This is a genomic window from Streptomyces ruber (genome assembly GCF_014648075.1).
In the GTDB taxonomy this organism is placed as follows: domain Bacteria; phylum Actinomycetota; class Actinomycetes; order Streptomycetales; family Streptomycetaceae; genus Streptomyces; species Streptomyces ruber.
Genome location: NZ_BMQK01000015.1, coordinates 73,171 through 89,349, shown reverse-complemented (window position 1 = coordinate 89,349; position 16,179 = coordinate 73,171). Strand labels below are relative to the sequence as shown.

Below are 16,179 nucleotides of genomic sequence, written 5' to 3'. Positions count from 1 at the left end.
ACGCCGAAGGCCTGGCCCTCACTGAGGACCAGGCCTTCGACCTGTGTTTCTCTGTCGGGGTGGCGGGATTTGAACCCACGACCTCTTCGTCCCGAACGAAGCGCGCTGCCAAGCTGCGCTACACCCCGATCGTCGCTGCTTGTCGCGGCGACGACGTTTACTCTAGCCCACTCGTGGCTGGAGACGAAATCCGGTTTTCGGGGAGCTGGTCCCAGGACGCCACGTGGCTGAGCCGGTCGCCCGGTCCCCGGGGGCCGCGGGGGGTGTCGCGGCCGGTGCGGAGCAGGTTGGGGCGGATGTGGTCGACGGTCACCAGGGCGAGGGCCAGGACGGAGATCGCGACGCCGATGAGGAGGATGTTGGGGAGGACGCTCTTGTAGCCGTACGTGGTCACGTCCAGGAACGGATAGAGGTACGGCGTCGGAGAGTCGTCCGCGAGCAGGGTGCCGAGCAGGGTGCCGCGGGCCAGTGTGAAGCCCAGGAACGCCAGCGGGAAGAGCAGCCACGTCGCCGTGTGGACCAGCCGCAGGGTGCCGGGGCGGGTCAGCAGCAGCCAGTCCGCTGCCACCGCGAGCGGGATCGCCGTGTGCAGGAGCGGGGAGGTCGCTCCGTGCCAGTTCGTGAGCGCGGCCACGTCACCGGCGCCGGCTCCCGTCCCCGCTCCCGTCAGGGCGAACGCGCCCACGCCGTGTGTCAGCAGCAGGTGGTGCAGCAAGCCCGCGGTCCAGGCGTAGAGCAGCGTGCCGCCCGTCACCAGGGGTGGCAGGGGGTGGCGGGCCGACCACGCCCGGACCGCCGAGCAGGCGAACACCACCGCCACCAGCACACCGCACTGGACCGACCAGAGGCCCAGTGCGCGCAGCGGACTGCCCGTGAGCAGTTCGACGGTTACGCCCGCTGCCGCCGCGAGCGCCACCAGGGCGCGGAAGGCGGCCGCCGCGGGGCGCCAGGTCAGGGGCAGTACCGCTCTCGCGGGCACCAGGGGCGACAGCCGCTTGGCGACGCCCGGGATCGGGGGCAGCTCGGGGATGTCCCTGGGTATCGGTGCGGTCATGCGTCTCAGGCTAGGCCGCACCGGCGAAATGGGCTGAATGAGCTGATCCGGTCGGGTGATGGGCTACGCCCGCGAGATGGGCGATCGCGGTATCGCCCACGGCCCGCTGTTCACTCCCGGCCCCGGCCCACCAGCGTTATCAGCGATGCCTCCGGCGGGCAGGCGAACCGTACGGGGGTGTAGCGGTTCGTGCCGCAGCCCGCCGATACGTGCAGGTAGGACGTGTGGCCGTCCGCCGTGTGTCTCGACAGGCCCTTCACCCGGTCCGTGTCCAGGTCGCAGTTGGTGACGAGCGCGCCGTAGAAGGGGATGCAGAGCTGGCCGCCGTGGGTGTGGCCCGCCAGGATCAGCGGGTAGCCGTCCGCGGTGAACGCGTCCAGCGTGCGCAGGTACGGCGCGTGCACGACGCCCAGCGAGAGGTCGGCCGACTCCGACGGCCCGCCGGCCACCTGCGCGTACCGGTCGCGCTTGATGTGCGGGTCGTCCAGGCCGGTCAGCTCGATGTCCATGCCGTCGACCTTGAGGCTGCCGCGGGTGTTCGTCAGGTTCAGCCAGCCGGCCGCGTCGAAGCCGTCCCGCAGCTCCTCCCACGGGTTGTGGACCACGCCCACCGCGGGCGCGTTGCCGTTCAGGCCGTGCCGCCCCTGGGCCTTCTCCAGCAGGTAGCGGGCGGGATTGCGCAGCTTCGGGCCGTAGTAGTCGTTGGAGCCGAAGACATAGGCCCCGGGGAACTCCATCAGCGGGCCCAGCGCGTCCAGGACCTCCGGGACGCCCTCGGGGTCGGAGAGGTTGTCCCCGGTGTTGATCACGAAGTCGGGCCGCAGGCCGGCCAGCGAGCGCAGCCAGCGCTGCTTCTTGCGCTGCCCGCTCACCATGTGGATGTCGGAGACCTGGAGTATGCGCACGGGGCGCATGCCCGGTGGCAGCACCGGCACCGTCACCCGCCGCAGCCGGAAGGAGCGGGCCTCGAACCCCGCCGCGTACAACAGACCGGCGGCGCCGACCGCCGCGATCCCCACAGGTACTCCGTATCGCGCTCGCATACGCCCCATCGTGTCAGACCCGGGCGACACCCAACGCCGCCTGTGGACAACCCCGTCGGCCGGCCAAGTTCCCTGCCGGGCAGGCGAGTAACGCCCCTCGTGCCCGGGGCCGGTGCCACCCACGACGGGCGGTCGTCGGCCTCGCGTCCGTCGCCGGTGAATGGGAGGGCGGTCCACCCCGGGCACCTGCGACAATCAGGTCCATGACCACGCTCAAGTCGAAGCTGCAGGAAGACCTCAACGCCGCGATCAAGGAGCGCGACGAGCTCCGCTCCTCGACGCTCCGGCTGACGCTCGCCGCGATCACCAAGGAGGAGGTCGCGGGCAAGGAGAAGCGTGAGCTCTCCGACGACGAGGTCCTCAAGGTGATCACCAAGGAGGCGAAGAAGCGGCGCGAGGCCGCGGACGCCTTCGCGCAGGGCGGCCGCCCCGAGCAGGCGGAGCGGGAGAAGGCGGAGGGCGAGGTCCTCGCCGTCTACCTGCCCAAGCAGCTGTCGGACGAGGAGCTCCGGCAGATCGTCGCCCAGGCGATCGAGGAGGCCCGCGCGGCGGGTGCCGAGGGGCCGCGCGCCATGGGGCAGGTCATGAAGATCGTGAACCCCAAGGTGGCCGGGCAGGCCGAGGGCGGCCGCGTCGCCGCGGTGGTCAAGCAGCTCCTCGCGGGCGCCTGAGCGAGCGGTCTCGTCGTACGGCTTACGACGGTGGGGCGCTCCCCGGTCAGTCCGGAGAGCGCCCCACCGCCGTGCACATGCCGGGGTGACCGACGGTGACCGGCCGGTCACCGTCCCCGCCTCCGCCTCTGTCACGTCACCGCCGACGGTCAGCCGAAGCGACCTCCGTCGCCCTGTCCCTGGAAGATGTTCCCCGGAAGCGAGAAGTCGGGTTCGGGGAAGGTGCCGCCGTCGGTGCCTCCGGTGATGAAGCCACCGGTGCCGCCGTTGCCACCGTTGTTGCCGCCGTTCCCGTTGCCGCCGCCGTTGTTGCCGTTCCCGCCGTTTCCGTTGCCGCCCGGCCAGCCGTCCCAGCCGTTGCCGCCGTTCCCGGCTCCGTCCCCGTTGTTGCCGTCGTCGCCCCGGTCGCGACCGCCACCGCCGCCGCTGGGAATGTCGACCAGGTTGAAGTCGGGCGCCTCCTTGCCCTCGAGGGCGCCGGACATCATGTCGCGCCAGATCGGGCCCGGAACCTCACCGCCGTACACCTTGTCGTGCCACCGGCCGCCGATGGTGATGTTCACCATCTGCCGGTCGTGCGCGGGGTCGCCGACCCAGACCGCACCGGCCAGGTTCGGCGTGTAGCCCACGAACCAGGCCGCGTAGCGGTAGTCCGTCGTACCCGTCTTGCCCGCGCTCGGGCGGCTGCCGAGACCCGCCTGCGTGCCCGTGCCGTCCTCGACCACGCCCCGGAGGAGCGTGTTGACGGTGTCGGCGGTCTTCTCCGACATCGCACGCGAGCAGGTCGACTTCGGCACGTCGAGGGAGCTCGTCTTCCCGCCGACCCGCTGGGTGATCGACTCGATGGCGACCGGAGTGCAGTACGTGCCGCGGGAGGCGAAGGTCGCGTACGCGTTCGCCATCGTCAGCGGCGACACCTCCTGGGTGCCGAGCGCGATGGACGGCACCTCGGGCATCTTGTCCCCGTCGGCCCGCTCGACGCCCATCTTCTTCGACAGTTCGGTCACCGGGCAGATGCCGATGTCGCTGATCAGCTGCACGAAGTAGGTGTTGACCGAGAGGGCGGTCGCCTCCTTCATGCCGTACGGGCCGACCTCGGACTCGTTCTCGTTGGACAGCTCGGCGGGCTTCTTGTCGTCGTTCACCCACCGCTTGCCGTCGCACGTGGCCACGGGGCTCGGGTAGTCCATCTCGTACGGGGAGGAGTACGTCTTGGTCGCCGGCGTGCCGCGCTCGATGGCGGCCGCGGCGACGATCGGCTTGAACGTCGAACCGGGCTGGTACCCGGCGCCGCCGCCCATGTCCTCGTCGACCGAGAGGTTGAGCGTCGTCTCGTTCTTCTTGCTGTCGACGCCGTACGGCCGGGACTGGCCCATCGCCAGGATCTTGCCGGTGCCGGGCTCGACGATCGTCGCGGCGGTCGCCACGTCGTCGTCCTGGTCGACGTGGTCCTGCACCGACTGCTGCACGGACTCCTGGGCCTGCGGGTCCAGCGTGGTGCGGATCGTCAGACCGCCCTGGTTCCAGACCGCGGCCCGGTCCTCCTTGGTCTTGCCGAAGATCGGATCGGTCAGGAAGACCTCGCGCACGTAGTCGCAGAAGAAGCCCGCGCCCTTGACCGCCGTGATGCAGCCGCTCTTCGGCCTGCTGACGTCCAGCTCGACCGGAGTCTTCTTGGCCTCGTCGGCCTGCGCCTGGGTGATGTCGCCGACCTCGGCCATGCGCTGGAGGACCACGTTGCGGCGGTTCCTGGCCGTCGCCTCGTCGTTCACCGGGTCGTAGCGGGTCGGGGCCTGGACGATGCCGGCGAGGAGGGCGGCTTCCTGGAGCTCCAGGTCCTTGGCGGACTTGGAGAAGTAGCGCCGGGAGGCGGCCTCGACGCCGTACGCCTGCTGGCCGAAGTAGGTGATGTTGAGGTAGTTCTCCAGGATCTTCTTCTTGCCGAGCTCCTCCTCGACCTGGATCGCGTACTTCAGCTCGCGGATCTTGCGGCCGAGGGTCTGCTGGGTGGCCTGCGCGACCTTCGTCGGGTCGTCGCCGGCCTCCTCCACGAAGACGTTCTTCACGTACTGCTGCGTCAGCGTCGACGCGCCCTCCTCGACGCCGCCGCTCTGCGCGTTCTTGTTCAGGGCGCGCAGGATGCCCTTGAGGTCGACCGCGCCGTGCTCGTAGAACCGCGAGTCCTCGATCGCGACGATCGCCTTCTGCATGTACGGCGAGATGTCCGTGAGGTCGACCACCGTGCGGTCACGGGAGTAGACCGTGGCGATCTGCCCGCCCTGGCTGTCCAGGATCTGCGTGCGCTGGCTCAGCGGCGGGCGCTTCAGATTGGACGGGATCTCGTCGAATCCCTCGACCGATCCCTTGGCGGCCAGGCCCAGTGCGCCGACCGCGGGCAGGGCGATGCCCGCCATGACGGCCCCCGCGAGCACGCTGACACCGAGGAACCTGGCGGCCTGCTGCGTGGGTGACAGACCACCGCCCGAGCGCTTGTTTGCCATGAAGGGAAGCCTAATCCGTAGTCATGGGGGTTCCGAGGGAGCAATCGGTCCTCGGGATGTTCGAGTACCGGATCGTGACGTCCGGGGGCGGGCGGTCGCCCGGCGGTGCCGCCGGTCGCCATTGCCGCTGGTCGCCCGGTGTCGCCGCGGGCGACCCGGTGACACCGCCGGTCGGCATGCCGAGGACAAGTGCCAACGTTCTAATTCGCCGGACACATGTCCATGCCTTGGCCTAAGCTGCTCTCGGTTGTCACAGCAGTAGACCCATGTATCAAGTACGTCTGGCGACCCCGGATCGTTCCAACTCCGGTTCCCCTTTTCCCGGATGCGTGTCCGAATCCGCCTTGTGTGTCACCAGCCGTCCGATGTGGCGCAACACAACTGTCCCAGTCTGACGGGATGGTCACGTATGTCCTCAGGTCACTCCTGCGGGTGATCTGCCGCTTACGCATAGTCCGTTCGGGCCATTCAAGATTGGGCCCGAAGGGGGTGTTGCACTGTGCCCACCTTCCGTAACGTCCTCAACTGGCGGCGGTGAATATGCCGTCTGCCGCCGTGGGGGAGCCTCGATTCGGGAGAGGACGGCGCCGGTATGGGCTGGGTAACCGACTGGAGTGCGCAGGCTGCCTGCCGCACTACCGATCCGGATGAACTGTTCGTGCAGGGAGCAGCGCAGAACAGGGCCAAGGCGGTGTGCACCGGATGCCCGGTGCGTACGGAGTGCCTGGCCGACGCGCTGGACAACCGCGTCGAGTTCGGCGTGTGGGGAGGCATGACGGAGCGTGAACGCCGTGCGTTGCTGCGCAGGCGGCCGACCGTCACGTCATGGCGCAGGCTGCTGGAGACGGCGCGTACGGAGTACGAGCGCGGCGCCGGCCTGCTGCCCCTCGACGAGGACGAGACGTACGAGAACTACGCGGCGGTGGGCTGAGCACTGCTCCATTCCCCGTGCGCGGGAGCACCAGGAGTAGCGGCGATACCGGGATCAGCGGGATCGCCGGCATAGGGGCTCACGCGAACCACGGGCTCGCTCGCGCGGGACTGCTTCGGGCATCTCAAGGTGGCGAGCACCCTAGGGTGTCGCACCCGGTCCCGGTCTGGCCCCGACCGGCCGGCGGGCGGCGCGGTCAGGGTCCTGGAGCAGGCATGTCCCGAGACGCTCAGGCGCCGGTCTCGACCTCGACCCCGGACTCGGGGAGCTCGGGGCGTATGGCCGCGAGCCGGTCTCCGATGTCCCGTAGCCCCGCGAGGTCATGGACGTCACCGGGCAGTGCGGCCACTTCCGCCACGGCCACCTCGGGGTGGAGCGCGGTGAAGCGGTCGCGTGTGCGCTGCTCGCGGGAGAGCAGCTGCATGCGCTCGGCGTGCAGCCTCAGCAGGCCTGCGGTGAGTTGTTCGACGGTCCGGTCGTCGGCGGTGGATCGCCCGTCGGCAGTGGCCCGGTCGGTGGCGGCCCGATCTTCGGCGGGGGAGCCGGATTCGGGTGCGGGAGCCTCGGACGCGGAACCCTCGGATGCGGGCGGTTCTGGACTGTCATACGTGTCGGAAGAGCTACGAAGTCCTACTTTCCCGCTCTGCTGATCCACAATGCGGACCTCGTCAAGATTTTCCGCGGCGGCGAGCGCTCGCTCGGCGGACAGCTGCGCCGCACCGCTGCCGTGGACCCGGTTGAGCACCAGACCCGCCAGCGGCATGTCCTCGGCGGCCAGGCGCTCCACGAAGTACGCGGCCTCCCGCAGTGCGTCCCGCTCGGGCGCCGCCACCACCAGGAACGCCGTGCCGGGCGCCTGCAGCAGCTTGTACGTGGCGTCCGCGCGCGTGCGGAACCCGCCGAACATCGAGTCCATGGCGGCCACGAACGTCTGCACGTCCCGCAGCAGCTGTCCCCCGAGGATCTTGCCCAGGGCGCCCGTCATCATCGACATCCCGACGTTGAGGAACTTCATCCCCGCGCGCCCGCCCATCTTCGCCGGCGCCAGCAGCACCCGGATCAACTTCCCGTCCAGGAAGGAGCCGAGCCGCTTCGGGGCGTCCAGGAAGTCCAGCGCCGAACGCGACGGAGGGGTGTCGACGACGATCAGGTCCCACTCGTCCCGCGCGCGGAGCTGCCCCAGCTTCTCCATCGCCATGTACTCCTGCGTGCCCGCGAAGCCCGCCGAGAGCGACTGGTAGAAGGGGTTGCCGAGGATGGCGGCCGCCCGCTCGGGGTCCGCGTGCGCCTCGACGATCTCGTCGAAGGTGCGCTTCATGTCGAGCATCATGGCGTGCAGTTCGCCGCCCGCGCTGTCGTCGATGCCCTTCACCCGGCGGGGCACGTTGTCCAGGGAGTCGATGCCCATGGACTGTGCCAGCCGACGGGCCGGGTCGATGGTGAGCACGACGACCTTGCGGCCGCGCTCGGCGGCCCGCAGTCCCAGGGCCGCCGCCGTGGTCGTCTTGCCGACGCCGCCGGAGCCGCAGCAGACCACGATGCGGGTCGCCGGGTCGTCCAGCAGCGGATCGACCGCCAGCGCACGGACCGGCCGGATGGAGCGGTGGGGGTCGTGGGCACGGGAGGGGCCGGGCGTGTCCTGTGTGGCCCACGTGCTCCGCGTGCCCTGCGGACGGGTCGCATCGTGTGTGGAGGCCGAGCCGTGTGTGGAGGCCGAGTCGTGCGTGGCGGCCGGGTCCGAACTCATGAGATCCCTTGCTGACGCAGTTCCGTGGCCAGTTCGTACAGGCCCGCCAGGTCCATGCCCTCGGCGAGCAGCGGCAGTTCGTGCAGCGGCAGGCCGGCCTCCCGCAGTACGGCCCGCTGCTCCTGCTCCAGGGTGTGCCGCTCGGCGTACTCCTCGGCCTGCCCCAGCAGTGGCTGGACCAGCCGCTCGGCGCCGCCGCCGCGCCGCGCGCCGCCGAGCCCGGCGGACGAGAGCGCCCGCGCGACGGCGGGACGGGAGGCGGCCGCCATGAACTCCAGATCGGCGGAGTCCAGCACGGTCGGCCGCACCATGTTCACGATGATCCGGCCCACCGGCAGCCGCGCGGCGCGCAGTTCCGCGATGCCGTCCGCGGTCTCCTGGACGGGCATCTCCTCCAGCAGCGTCACCAGGTGCACCGCCGTCTCCGGCGACTTCAGGACACGCATCACGGCCTGGGCCTGGTTGTGTATCGGGCCGATCTTCGCCAGGCCCGCCACCTCGTCGTTGACGTTCAGGAAGCGGGTGATGCGTCCCGTGGGCGGGGCGTCCATCACCACGTAGTCGTACGTGAAACGGCCGTCCCGCTCCTTGCGGCGCACCGCCTCGCACGCCTTGCCCGTCAGGAGCACGTCCCTGAGGCCCGGCGCGATGGTGGTGGCGAAGTCGATGGCACCGAGCTTCTTCAGGGCCCGGCCGGCGCCGCCCAGCTTGTAGAACATCTGGAGGTAGTCCAGAAGGGCCAGTTCGGGATCGATGGCGAGTGCGTACACCTCCCCGCCGCCCGGCGCCACGGCTATCTTCCGCTCCTCGTACGGCAACGCCTCCGTCTCGAAGAGCTGCGCGATGCCCTGTCTGCCCTCGACCTCGACCAGGAGGGCGCGCTTTCCCTCGGTCGCGAGGGCGAGCGCGAGTGCTGCGGCGACCGTGGTCTTTCCGGTACCGCCCTTGCCACTGACGACCTGGAGCCTGCTCACGTATTCGAGCGTAACCAGTCCGCCCACGTCCTAAGCGGGAGGCTGTGGACAACGGGGCCGCACTCGGCCACGTGACCCGTGTACGGCAGCGGCTAGAGTCGGCCGCATGACCAAGTGGGAATACGCAACCGTGCCGCTGCTCGTCCATGCCACGAAGCAGATTCTGGACACCTGGGGCGAGGACGGCTGGGAGCTCGTCCAGGTCGTCCCCGGGCCGAACAACCCCGAGCAGCTCGTCGCCTACCTGAAGCGGGAGAAGGCGTGAGCGCCGTCGAGGCGAAGCTGGCGGACCTCGGGCTGACGCTGCCCGAGGTCGTGCCGCCACTGGCCGCGTACCAGCCGGCCGTGCGGTCCGGCGTGTACGTGTACACGGCCGGCCAGCTGCCCATGGTGGACGGCAAGCTGCCCGTCACCGGGAAGGTCGGCGCCGAGGTCACGCCGGAGGAGGCCAAGGATCTGGCCCGTACCTGCGCGCTGAACGCGCTCGCGGCGGTCAAGTCGGTCACCGGTGACCTCGACCGCATCGCGCGCGTGGTGAAGGTCGTGGGCTTCGTCGCCTCCGCCGCCGACTTCACGGGCCAGCCCGCCGTCGTCAACGGCGCCAGTGAGCTGCTCGGCGAGGTCCTCGGCGACAAGGGCGTCCACGCCCGCAGCGCGGTCGGCGTGGCGGTCCTGCCGCTCGACGCTCCGGTCGAGGTCGAGATCCAGGTGGAGCTGACGCAGGCGTGACCGGGCCGGTGGCCACGGAGTCCCGCACGGGCGCCGGTGTCCACGGCGGCGGAGGCGGGCGGTGACCGGCGCCTGAGCCCGAGGGCGCCGGTCACCGCTTGTCCTCCGGGACCGTCGACCCGGACCGTCGACCCGTCTCCGCGATCGGTACGACGGCGCCCCCGTACACCGATGTCGCTCTCGAACATCCGCGCGCCAAGGGATAGCCTCCGGCCATGGCGAACGGTCAGTGGTACCCACCGGAGTGGCCGGAACGCATCCGCGCGCTGGCCGAGGGCTCGATCACCCCGGTCGCCCCGAAGCGGGCGGCCACGGTCATGCTCCTGAAGGACACCGACGGCACTCCCGTGGTGCACATGCTGCGCCGACGCGCCTCCATGGCCTTCGCCGCGGGCGCGTACGCGTACCCGGGCGGCGGTGTGGACCCACGCGACGACGACCACCTCGTCCGCTGGGCGGGCCCCACGCGCGCGTGGTGGGCGGACAGACTCGGTGTCGACGAGATCTCCGCCCAGGCGATCGTGTGCGCGGCCGTGCGGGAGACGTTCGAGGAGGCGGGCGTCCTGCTCGCGGGTCCGAGCGCCGACACGGTGGTCGGTGACACGACGGGTGAGGACTGGGAGGCCGATCGCGCTGCGCTGGCCGCCCATGAGCTGTCCTTCGCACGGTTCCTGGAGCGCAGGGGACTGGTGCTGCGGTCCGACCTGCTGGGCGCCTGGGCCCGCTGGATCACGCCGGAGTTCGAGGCCCGCCGCTACGACACCTGGTTCTTCGTGGCCGCGCTGCCCGAGGGCCAGCGCACTCGCAACACCTCCACGGAGGCCGACCGCACCGTGTGGATCCGCCCCCGGGACGCGGCCGACGCCTACGACCGGGGCGACCTGCTGATGATGCCGCCCACCATCGCGACGCTGCGCGGGCTCACCGCGTACGCCACGGCCGCCGAGGCGCTGGCCGCGGCGCCCGCGCGCGACCTGACGCCCGTCCTGGCCACGGCCCGGCTGCGGGACGGCGGGATCGTGCTCTCCTGGCCCGGCCACGACGAGTTCACCAAGCACGTCCCCACCGCTCCCACGGGTGGAGCCCCCGCATGACCCGCGGACGGCTCATGGACGACCGGCTCTCGGACGACCGGCTCCCGGACGACCAGCCGCCCCCTGCCGACCGCACTCCGGCCGACTCCGACCGGTCCCCGGCTGACCTCGACCGGTTCTCGGTTGACTTCAACCGGATCCCGACTGGCCGCGACCGGATCCCGGCCCATCGATTCCCGACCGACGCACTGGAGCGTGTCCCCGTATGACCGACGCCGCCGCCCTGCCCGGCCAGCCACGGGGCGGGGTCCTGTCAGGCCCCGCCACCGCGCGCGCCGTCAACGTGCTCGCGCCCAACGCGTCCGCGATGACCCTCGACGGCACCAACACCTGGATCCTGTCCGAGCCCGGCTCCGCGGAGGCGGTCGTCGTCGACCCCGGTCCCCTGGACGAGGGGCACCTGCAGCACGTCGTCGACACGGCGGAGAAGGCCGGCAAGCGCGTAGCGCTGACCCTGCTCACGCACGGCCACCCCGACCACGCCGGCGGTGCCGCGCGGTTCGCGGAGCTGACGGCGACCAGGGTGCGGGCGCTGGACCCGGCGCTGCGGCTCGGGGACGAGGGACTGGGCGCGGGCGACGTGGTGGCGGTCGACGGGCTGGAACTGCGCGTCGTACCGACGCCCGGACACACCGCCGACTCGTTGTGCTTCCATCTCCCGGCCGATCGGGCGGTCCTGACGGGCGACACCATCCTGGGGCGCGGTACGACCGTCGTGGCCCACCCTGACGGCCGTCTGGGGGACTATCTGGACACCCTGAGGCGCCTCAGGTCGCTGACGGTCGACGACGGCGTGCACACGGTGCTGCCCGGGCACGGGCCCGTCCTCGACGACGCCCAGGGCGCGGTGGAGTACTACCTCGCCCACCGCGCCCACCGGCTCGCCCAGGTGGAGACGGCCGTCGAGGACGGCCACCGGACGCCGGGCGAGATCGTGGCGCACGTGTACGCGGACGTGGACCGCTCCCTGTGGCCGGCGGCCGAGCTGTCGGTCCGGGCCCAGCTGGACTACCTGCGGGAGCACGGACTCATCTGAGCCCCGCCCCGCCGGGACCGAGGGTCCGCCGGGACCGAGGGTTCGGCGCCGGTACGGGAACGGCGACGGGTCCCGGCCCCTTCGTGGGGCGGGACCCGTCGCCGTACGGCGGGAGGGGCGGTCAGCGCGACCGCTTGGCCAGGCGCTCCACGTCGAGGAGGATCACCGCGCGGGCCTCCAGGCGGAGCCAGCCGCGGCCGGCGAAGTCGGCGAGGGCCTTGTTGACCGTCTCGCGGGACGCGCCGACGAGCTGGGCGAGCTCCTCCTGCGTCAGGTCGTGGACGACGTGGATGCCCTCCTCCGACTGCACGCCGAAGCGGCGGGAGAGGTCCAGGAGCGCACGGGCCACACGGCCGGGCACGTCCGAGAAGACCAGGTCGGACATCTGGTCGTTGGTCTTGCGGAGCCGCCGGGCGACGGCGCGCAGCAGGGCGGCGGCCACCTCGGGGCGCGCGTTCAGCCACGGCTGGAGGTCGCCGTGGCCGAGGCCCAGCAGCTTGACCTCGGTCAGCGCGGTGGCCGTGGCCGTGCGCGGACCGGGGTCGAAGAGGGACAGCTCGCCGATCAGCTCGCCGGGGCCGAGCACCGCGAGCATGTTCTCGCGGCCGTCGGGGGACGTGCGGTGGAGCTTGACCTTGCCTTCCATGACCACGTAGAGGCGGTCTCCCGGGTCGCCCTCGTGGAACAGCGAGTCACCGCGTGCGAGGGTCACCTCACTCATGGAGGCGCGGAGCTCCGCGGCCTGCTCGTCATCGAGCGCCGCGAAGAGCGGGGCGCGCCGCAGAACGTCGTCCACGAGTTCTCTCCTTGTCGACCTGCTCAGGGGATCTTGCTCCCCGGTGTACCAGGGGACCGAGCTCCCCATTTTGCCGGACGGTCCAAACAGTGTGATCTGTCACAAGGATGCCGCACCCGTGTGCCGGTACTCGCGGCAGGGGTCCAATCGGGGGCCGATCTCCCGGCTCCGGGGCGGATGTCCTTGCTGGGCCTTACGCTGGCCGGGTGTCCAAATCACCGGTGAGCACACAGGCCTGAGGGGCTGGGCAGGTGGTTGTACGTCGGGATTCCGCTGTGGGCGAACAGAACCCCGGGGGAGCGAAGAAAACGGCAAAGGGTACGAAGGTGACTGCAGCCAAGAAGAGCGCGGCGAAGAGGACCACGACCGGCAGGTCCGCGCGCGCGGAGGCCGCCGACGAGCTGACCGCGTCCGCGGAGGCCGTCGGCGGGAAGGGCGCCGCCGAGGAGAGCGCTGCCGGGAAGGGCGCCGCCGGAAAGAGGGCCGCCGTCAAGAAGGCGGCGGCGTCCGGACAGGAGGCCGCGTCCGGCCGGGCGGCCGGCGCGCCGGGTGTCACCGGTCGCGCACCGAAGCCCGAGTCGCGCACCGCCCTCGTCCGCCGCGCCCGCCGCATCGACCGCGAGCTCGCCGCGGTCTACCCGTACGCCCACCCGGAGCTGGACTTCGAGAACTCCTTCCAGCTGCTCGTGGCCACGGTCCTGTCCGCCCAGACCACCGACCTGCGGGTGAACCAGACGACGCCGGGACTGTTCGCGAAGTACCCCACCCCCGAGGACCTGGCGGTGGCCAACCCGGAGGAGGTCGAGGAGATCCTGCGGCCGTGCGGGTTCTTCCGGGCCAAGACCAGGTCGGTGATCGGGCTGTCGAAGGCGCTGGTGGAGGAGTTCGGCGGTGAGGTCCCCGGGCGGCTGGAGGACCTGGTCAAGCTCCCCGGAGTCGGCCGCAAGACCGCGTTCGTGGTGCTCGGCAACGCCTTCGGGCGGCCCGGGATCACCGTGGACACGCACTTCCAGCGGCTGGTGCGCCGGTGGCGGTGGACCGAGGAGACGGAGCCCGACAAGATCGAGGCGGCCGTCGGCGCGCTCTTCCCGAAGAGCGACTGGACGATGCTCTCGCACCACGTCATCTGGCACGGCCGCCGTATCTGCCACGCCCGCAAGCCCGCCTGCGGCGCCTGTCCCATCGCCCCGCTCTGCCCGGCCTTCGGCGAGGGCGAGACCGACCCGGAGAAGGCGAAGAAGCTCCTCAAGTACGAGAAGGGCGGCTTTCCGGGCCAGCGCCTCAAGCCCCCGCAGGCCTACCTGGACGCGGGCGGCATCCCGGCACCGCCGCTGGGGGCCGCGTGACGGTACCCGCCCGGCGGGGGCGTTGCCGGGAGGGAGGAGCACGGACCGCGGGGCGCCGCCACCCCGTACCCGGTGGCGCGTACCGGACCGGTACCGGGCGTCGGAGGAGGGGCATGACGGCCCACCCGCCCCGGCGGGTCCCGGAAGTCCACCCGTGTCAATGGAACCCGGCGGCACACCCACACGAGGGACACGTGGAACGATCCGTGTTCGCGGGGACGTTGGGAGCAGCAGAGCGACGGGGGTGGCGATGAAGCACGCGAGCGACACGCACGACGAACGGCTGGGCCTGAGCAGGGACGGCCTGCCCGCATGGCTGGACCCGGTGGCGCGTGTCGTGGAGACGGTGGAGCCGCGGCAGCTCAGCCGCTTCCTGCCGCCGGCCGACGGCGCGGGACGGCAGTCCGCCGTGCTCGTCCTGTTCGGCGAGGGGGAGCGCGGGCCGGAGCTGCTGCTCATGGAGCGCGCCGGATCCCTGCGGTCGCACGCCGGCCAGCCCGCCTTCCCCGGGGGCGCCCTCGACCCCGAGGACGGTGACCCGGGCACCGACGGTCCGCTGCGGGCCGCCCTGCGCGAGGCCGAGGAGGAGACCGGGCTCGACCCGGGCGGCGTCCAGCTCTTCGGCGTCCTGCCCCGGCTCTACATCCCGGTGAGCGGCTTCGTCGTGACGCCCGTGCTCGGCTGGTGGCGCGAGCCGAGCCCGGTGGGCGTCGTGGATCCGAACGAGACCGCGCGGGTGTTCACCGTCCCCGTGGCGGACCTCGCCGACCCCGCGAACAGGGCCACGGCGGTCCATCCCCGGGGGCACATAGGCCCGGCGTTCCTGGTGGAATCGGCCCTCGTCTGGGGATTCACGGCCGGGATCATCGATCGCCTGCTGCACTTCGCGGGCTGGGAGCTGCCCTGGGACCACGACAGGCAGGTGCCGCTCGACCAGCGCGCATGACAGGGTGGCAGCCGTGCTGTGTTCTTCCGGGGGCCGTCTCCGGGGCCCCGGGGCGGGGATGGGCGACCGCAAGGTGACGAGGCGAGGCGTGAAGCGGTGAACGTGCTGGACATCCTGTTGCTGGTGGCCGCCGCGTGGTTCGCCGTCGTGGGCTATCGCCAGGGCTTCGTGGTCGGCATCCTGTCGGTGATCGGCTTTCTTGGAGGCGGCCTCGGCGCCGTCCTCCTGCTCCCCGTCGTCTGGGACGCGCTGACCGACGACGCCGAGGTGAGCACGGCCGCCGCCGTGGCCGCGGTGATCGTCGTCATCGTCTGCGCCTCCGTAGGCCAGGCCCTGACCACCCATCTGGGCAACAAACTGCGCCGGTACATCACCTGGTCCCCGGCCCGTGCCCTGGACGCCACCGGCGGCGCCCTCGTCAACGTGGTGGCGATGCTCCTGGTCGCCTGGCTGATCGGCTCACTCCTCGCGGGCACGACGATACGGACGGTCGCCAAGGAGGTGCGCGGCTCCAGACTGCTGCTGGGCGTGCAGAGCGTCCTCCCGGATCAGGCCAACAGCTGGTTCGACGACTTCACCTCGGTCCTCGCGCAGAACGGCTTCCCGCAGGTCTTCAGCCCGTTCGCCCAGGAGCCCATCACCGAGGTCCAGCCGCCCGATCCCGCGCTGGCCGGCGGTGCGGTCGCCGCCCGGGCCAAGAAGTCCATCGTCAAGGTCATGGGCACCGCCGAGAGCTGCGGCAAGGTCCTCGAGGGCACCGGATTCGTCTTCGACCAGCGGCGGGTGATGACCAACGCCCACGTGGTCGGCGGAGTCGACGAGCCCACCGTGCAGATAGGCGGCGAGGGCCGCACGTACGACGCCACGGTCGTCCTCTACGACTGGCGGCGGGACATCGCCGTACTGGACGTGCCGGATCTCGACGCGCCGGTGCTGGAGTTCACGACGGACGACGCCGTCAGCGGCAACGGCGCGATCGTGGCGGGCTTCCCGGAGAACGGCGCGTACGACGTGCGCCCCGCGCGCGTGCGCGGCCGCATCACGGCCGACGGCGCGGACATCTACCACCGGGGCACCGTCCGCCGCGACGTCTACTCGCTGTACGCGACCGTCCGTCAGGGCAACTCCGGCGGCCCGCTGCTGACGCCCGACGGCAAGGTGTACGGCGTGATCTTCGCCAAGTCACTGGACGACCCGGACACCGGTTACGCCCTCACCGCGGACGAGGTCCGCGGCAACATCTCCGCGGGACGTACGGCCAACCAGCAGGTGGGCAGCGACAGCTGCGCGCTGTAGGCCGGATCACGGGCG

At 71.4% G+C, this 16,179-nt stretch carries 16 protein-coding genes and 1 tRNA gene; 10 read left to right on the top strand and 7 right to left on the bottom strand.

Features of this window, described 5'->3' with window-relative positions; genetic code table 11:
- Positions 1 to 54: 54 nt before the first annotated feature.
- From IEZ04_RS26355 to IEZ04_RS26345, 3 genes are all read right to left on the bottom strand, one after another.
- A tRNA-Pro gene (locus IEZ04_RS26355) sits at positions 55 to 128 on the bottom strand.
- 29 nt (positions 129 to 157) lie between these two features.
- Entirely contained in the window at positions 158 to 1,054 is an 897-nt protein-coding gene (locus IEZ04_RS26350; RefSeq protein WP_189219453.1) for a Pr6Pr family membrane protein, read from the bottom strand.
- 110 nt (positions 1,055 to 1,164) lie between these two features.
- Complete coding sequence (locus IEZ04_RS26345; RefSeq protein ID WP_189219452.1) at positions 1,165 to 2,097, bottom strand: metallophosphoesterase; 933 nt, start codon at positions 2,095 to 2,097, stop codon at positions 1,165 to 1,167.
- A 203-nt stretch (positions 2,098 to 2,300) separates the two neighbouring features.
- Between IEZ04_RS26345 and IEZ04_RS26340 the strand changes: the two genes are divergently transcribed.
- Positions 2,301 to 2,768 (top strand): GatB/YqeY domain-containing protein, encoded by a 468-nt coding sequence (locus IEZ04_RS26340; RefSeq protein ID WP_189219451.1) that lies wholly within the window; start codon positions 2,301 to 2,303, stop codon positions 2,766 to 2,768.
- Between the two features lie 149 nt (positions 2,769 to 2,917).
- On the opposite strand, the gene IEZ04_RS26335 is transcribed toward IEZ04_RS26340, so the two are convergent.
- Positions 2,918 to 5,269: a transglycosylase domain-containing protein gene (locus tag IEZ04_RS26335; protein ID WP_189219450.1), complete on the bottom strand. Its 2,352-nt coding sequence runs from the start codon at positions 5,267 to 5,269 to the stop codon at positions 2,918 to 2,920.
- A 592-nt stretch (positions 5,270 to 5,861) separates the two neighbouring features.
- Between IEZ04_RS26335 and wblA the strand changes: the two genes are divergently transcribed.
- On the top strand, positions 5,862 to 6,200 hold the full coding sequence (wblA, locus tag IEZ04_RS26330) for a transcriptional regulator WblA (protein WP_030573555.1): 339 nt from the start codon (positions 5,862 to 5,864) through the stop codon (positions 6,198 to 6,200).
- Positions 6,201 to 6,429: 229 nt separating this feature from the next.
- Here wblA and bagB read toward each other — a convergent pair whose 3' ends face one another.
- Positions 6,430 to 7,947 (bottom strand): ATPase BagB, encoded by a 1,518-nt coding sequence (gene bagB / locus IEZ04_RS26325; protein ID WP_189219449.1) that lies wholly within the window; start codon positions 7,945 to 7,947, stop codon positions 6,430 to 6,432.
- Positions 7,944 to 8,921 carry an ATPase BagA gene (bagA, locus tag IEZ04_RS26320; RefSeq protein WP_189219448.1) on the bottom strand — a complete coding sequence of 326 codons (978 nt, stop codon included), beginning with the start codon at positions 8,919 to 8,921 and terminating at the stop codon, positions 7,944 to 7,946. The genes bagB and bagA overlap by 4 nt, the downstream gene beginning before the upstream one ends.
- 106 nt (positions 8,922 to 9,027) lie before the next feature.
- Here bagA and sp36 point away from each other — a divergent pair, with 106 nt between their 5' ends.
- The 5 genes from sp36 (at position 9,028) to IEZ04_RS26295 (ending at position 11,780) form a co-directional block, all read left to right on the top strand.
- Complete coding sequence (gene sp36 / locus IEZ04_RS26315; RefSeq protein ID WP_003967454.1) at positions 9,028 to 9,186, top strand: Sp36 family protein; 159 nt, start codon at positions 9,028 to 9,030, stop codon at positions 9,184 to 9,186.
- Entirely contained in the window at positions 9,183 to 9,650 is a 468-nt protein-coding gene (locus IEZ04_RS26310) for a RidA family protein (RefSeq protein WP_189219447.1), read from the top strand. The genes sp36 and IEZ04_RS26310 overlap by 4 nt, the downstream gene beginning before the upstream one ends.
- 215 nt (positions 9,651 to 9,865) lie before the next feature.
- On the top strand, positions 9,866 to 10,744 hold the full coding sequence (locus tag IEZ04_RS26305; RefSeq protein WP_189219446.1) for an NUDIX hydrolase: 879 nt from the start codon (positions 9,866 to 9,868) through the stop codon (positions 10,742 to 10,744).
- Complete coding sequence (locus IEZ04_RS26300) at positions 10,741 to 10,953, top strand: hypothetical protein (RefSeq protein ID WP_189219445.1); 213 nt, start codon at positions 10,741 to 10,743, stop codon at positions 10,951 to 10,953. The genes IEZ04_RS26305 and IEZ04_RS26300 overlap by 4 nt, the downstream gene beginning before the upstream one ends.
- The gene (locus tag IEZ04_RS26295; protein WP_189219444.1) at positions 10,950 to 11,780 is read left to right on the top strand and encodes an MBL fold metallo-hydrolase; all 831 of its coding nucleotides are present in this window, start codon (positions 10,950 to 10,952) and stop codon (positions 11,778 to 11,780) included. The genes IEZ04_RS26300 and IEZ04_RS26295 overlap by 4 nt, the downstream gene beginning before the upstream one ends.
- 121 nt (positions 11,781 to 11,901) lie before the next feature.
- Here the strand turns inward: IEZ04_RS26295 and IEZ04_RS26290 are convergent, their stop codons facing one another.
- Entirely contained in the window at positions 11,902 to 12,576 is a 675-nt protein-coding gene (locus IEZ04_RS26290; RefSeq protein ID WP_030573597.1) for a Crp/Fnr family transcriptional regulator, read from the bottom strand.
- A gap of 401 nt (positions 12,577 to 12,977) precedes the next feature.
- On the opposite strand from IEZ04_RS26290, the gene nth reads away from it, so the two are divergent.
- The 3 genes from nth (at position 12,978) to IEZ04_RS26275 (ending at position 16,164) form a co-directional block, all read left to right on the top strand.
- Positions 12,978 to 13,922: an endonuclease III gene (gene nth / locus IEZ04_RS26285; RefSeq protein WP_373296364.1), complete on the top strand. Its 945-nt coding sequence runs from the start codon at positions 12,978 to 12,980 to the stop codon at positions 13,920 to 13,922.
- Between the two features lie 250 nt (positions 13,923 to 14,172).
- Positions 14,173 to 14,868 (top strand): NUDIX hydrolase, encoded by a 696-nt coding sequence (locus IEZ04_RS26280; protein ID WP_189219442.1) that lies wholly within the window; start codon positions 14,173 to 14,175, stop codon positions 14,866 to 14,868.
- A 96-nt stretch (positions 14,869 to 14,964) separates the two neighbouring features.
- Positions 14,965 to 16,164, top strand: coding sequence for a MarP family serine protease (locus IEZ04_RS26275; protein WP_189219441.1), 1,200 nt, complete (start codon positions 14,965 to 14,967; stop codon positions 16,162 to 16,164).
- The last annotated feature ends 15 nt before the right edge of the window (positions 16,165 to 16,179 follow it).

What these genes read in the sequence shown, in the direction of transcription:
- IEZ04_RS26350 (WP_189219453.1), bottom strand. Translation starts at nt 1,054, where the DNA reads ATGACCGCACCGATACCCAGGGACATCCCCGAGCTGCCCCCGATCCCG.
- IEZ04_RS26345 (WP_189219452.1), bottom strand. Translation starts at nt 2,097, where the DNA reads ATGCGAGCGCGATACGGAGTACCTGTGGGGATCGCGGCGGTCGGCGCC.
- IEZ04_RS26340 (WP_189219451.1), top strand. Translation starts at nt 2,301, where the DNA reads ATGACCACGCTCAAGTCGAAGCTGCAGGAAGACCTCAACGCCGCGATC.
- IEZ04_RS26335 (WP_189219450.1), bottom strand. Translation starts at nt 5,269, where the DNA reads ATGGCAAACAAGCGCTCGGGCGGTGGTCTGTCACCCACGCAGCAGGCC.
- wblA (WP_030573555.1), top strand. Translation starts at nt 5,862, where the DNA reads ATGGGCTGGGTAACCGACTGGAGTGCGCAGGCTGCCTGCCGCACTACC.
- bagB (WP_189219449.1), bottom strand. Translation starts at nt 7,947, where the DNA reads ATGAGTTCGGACCCGGCCGCCACGCACGACTCGGCCTCCACACACGGC.
- sp36 (WP_003967454.1), top strand. Translation starts at nt 9,028, where the DNA reads ATGACCAAGTGGGAATACGCAACCGTGCCGCTGCTCGTCCATGCCACG.
- IEZ04_RS26305 (WP_189219446.1), top strand. Translation starts at nt 9,866, where the DNA reads ATGGCGAACGGTCAGTGGTACCCACCGGAGTGGCCGGAACGCATCCGC.
- IEZ04_RS26300 (WP_189219445.1), top strand. Translation starts at nt 10,741, where the DNA reads ATGACCCGCGGACGGCTCATGGACGACCGGCTCTCGGACGACCGGCTC.
- IEZ04_RS26295 (WP_189219444.1), top strand. Translation starts at nt 10,950, where the DNA reads ATGACCGACGCCGCCGCCCTGCCCGGCCAGCCACGGGGCGGGGTCCTG.
- IEZ04_RS26280 (WP_189219442.1), top strand. Translation starts at nt 14,173, where the DNA reads ATGAAGCACGCGAGCGACACGCACGACGAACGGCTGGGCCTGAGCAGG.